At 68.2% G+C, this 2107-nt stretch carries 2 protein-coding genes and 1 pseudogene; 2 read left to right on the top strand and 1 reads right to left on the bottom strand.

What is annotated here, in order from left to right; all coding sequences use genetic code 11:
- Positions 1-778, top strand: a pseudogene (locus ACRDUX_RS15880) (phosphomethylpyrimidine synthase ThiC); the annotation flags it as partial.
- Between the two features lie 60 nt (positions 779-838).
- On the opposite strand, the gene ACRDUX_RS15875 reads toward ACRDUX_RS15880, so the two are convergent.
- Complete coding sequence (locus tag ACRDUX_RS15875) at positions 839-1297, bottom strand: 6,7-dimethyl-8-ribityllumazine synthase (RefSeq protein WP_526414974.1); 459 nt, start codon at positions 1295-1297, stop codon at positions 839-841.
- On the opposite strand from ACRDUX_RS15875, the gene ACRDUX_RS15870 reads away from it, so the two are divergent.
- Positions 1250-2071 carry a 3,4-dihydroxy-2-butanone-4-phosphate synthase gene (locus ACRDUX_RS15870; RefSeq protein ID WP_526414973.1) on the top strand — a complete coding sequence of 274 codons (822 nt, stop codon included), beginning with the start codon at positions 1250-1252 and terminating at the stop codon, positions 2069-2071. The two genes, ACRDUX_RS15875 and ACRDUX_RS15870, sit on opposite strands and share 48 nt — an antisense overlap.
- Positions 2072-2107: the final 36 nt, after the last annotated feature.

Raw genomic sequence — 2107 nt, 5'->3', positions numbered from 1 at the left:
GACCTGGGAGGTCTACCGCGACACCGTCATCGAGCAGGCCGAGCAGGGCGTGGACTACATGACCGTGCACGCCGGATTGCGGCTGAGCCACCTCCCGCTGACCGCGGGTCGGGTCACCGGCATCGTCAGCCGCGGGGGCGCCATCATGGCGGCCTGGTGCGTGGCCCACCAGATCGAGTCCCTTCTCCATACCCACTTCGACCAACTCTGCGAGATCCTCGCTCGCTACGACGTGACCCTGTCACTGGGCGACGGGCTGCGACCCGGGTCGATCGCCGACGCCAACGACGGTGCGCAGTTCGCCGAGCTGCGCACGCTCGCCGAGCTCACCAAGATCGCCAGAGTCCATGGCGTACAGGTGATGATCGAGGGCTCCGGGCACGTCCCCATGCACAAGATCGCCGAGCTCGTGCGCCTCCAGAACCAGCTGTGTCACGGCGCACCGTTCTACACGGTTGGCCCGCTCACCACCGACATCGCGCCGGCCCACGACCACATCAGCTCGGCGATCGGCGCCGCGATCATCGCCCAGGCCGGTACCGCGATGCTCCGTTGTGTCACACCGAAGGAGCACCTGGGCCCGCCCGGCCGCCAGGACGTCAAGGACGGCGTGATCGCCTACAAGATCGCCGCCCACGCCGCGGACCTGGCCAAGGGCCACCCAAGGGCGCAGTTGCGCGACGACGCTCTGGCCAAGGCGCGCTTCGAGTTTCGCTGGGCCGACCAGTTCGCGCTTTCGCTCGACCCGGACACCGCGCGCGAACACCACGACCGGACCGGGCAGCCACCTCGACCTACCGTCCCCGTGACTCACCCGCCGCGGTCCGGTCGGGGTGAATCAGCCGATCGGCAGCGCCTTCAGGGAGGCGAGCGTGGCGGCGCACGCCTCGGCCGCCTCTGCGCCCTTCTTCGCAAGATGCTCGCTGAAGTAGCCGATGTGCTCGTCGTGCTCGTGGAAGTGATGCGGCGTCAGCACCACGGAGAACACCGGCACGTCGGTGTCGAGTTGAACCCGCATCAATCCGTCGATGACCGCAGTGGCCACGAATTCGTGGCGATAGATCCCGCCGTCAACGACGAGAGCCGCCGCGACGACCGCCGCGTAACGACCCGAGAGGGCTAGTCGCTTTGCAGTCAGCGGGATTTCAAAGGCACCGGGGACCTCGAAGAAGTCCAACACGCTCGGCGAGTAACCCAATTCGGTCACCTTCGAGGTAAACCCATCTCGGGCACGATCGACGATATTCCGATGCCAGGTAGCCTGGACGAAGCCGATCCGTCCCTCTGTATCGCTCATGGGCCGATTATCTCACCCGCCTCGTCGAATTCCGCCGCAGACCGCGTCGACCCGCGAACTGCGCCCCGACTCCGAGTCGCGGGACGGGTACGGTCAAGGTTCGACTGGAGGTCAGGCGTGGGCGACGCATCACCGCGGAGTGGCGGCTCTTCCACTCGGGAATTCTCGACGATCACGCAAGCCCTCACGGCCCTTCGCCGTGGTGAGCCGGTGATCGTCGTGGCCGACGACGACCTGGAGAGCACCGGCGCCATCGTGCTCGCCGCCGAACTCGCGTCGGTTCGCTGGGTCACGTGGGCGGTGCGCAACTCGTCGGGCTTCTTGACCGCGCCGATCACGAATGAGCTGGCGGACCGTCTCGATCTGCCACTGATGGTGAAGGTGGGCGAGAACCAACGGGGAACTGCGTACACCGTCACGGTCGACGCGGCCGACGGTCCGGGCACCGGGATCAGTGCGCGCGACCGCGCACACACCCTTCGGGTTCTCGCCGACCCGTCCTCGGCGCCCGAGCGGCTGACCCGTCCCGGTCACCTCCTGCCGATCCGGGCCGCCACCGGCGGCCTGGCCGAACGTGCCGGACACGTCGAGGCTGCGGTCGCCCTCGTCGCGCTCGCGGGTCTGCGCCCGGTCGCCGCCCTTTGTGAAGTGGTCGGCGGCGACGGCGAGATGTTGCGGCTGCCTGCGCTGCTCGACCTCGGTGAACGCGAGTCGGTGCCGATCGTCACCATCGGACTGCTGGCCAGCCACCTCGAGGTGCCGAGAGGGTCATGACCGCCGCGTGGGCACCGCGATCGCTTCGTCGTGGTG

It is taken from the genome of Mycobacterium sp. (assembly GCF_050701675.1).
Classification (GTDB): Bacteria; Actinomycetota; Actinomycetes; order Mycobacteriales; family Mycobacteriaceae; genus Mycobacterium.
This window is presented reverse-complemented; position numbering and strand designations above follow the sequence as displayed.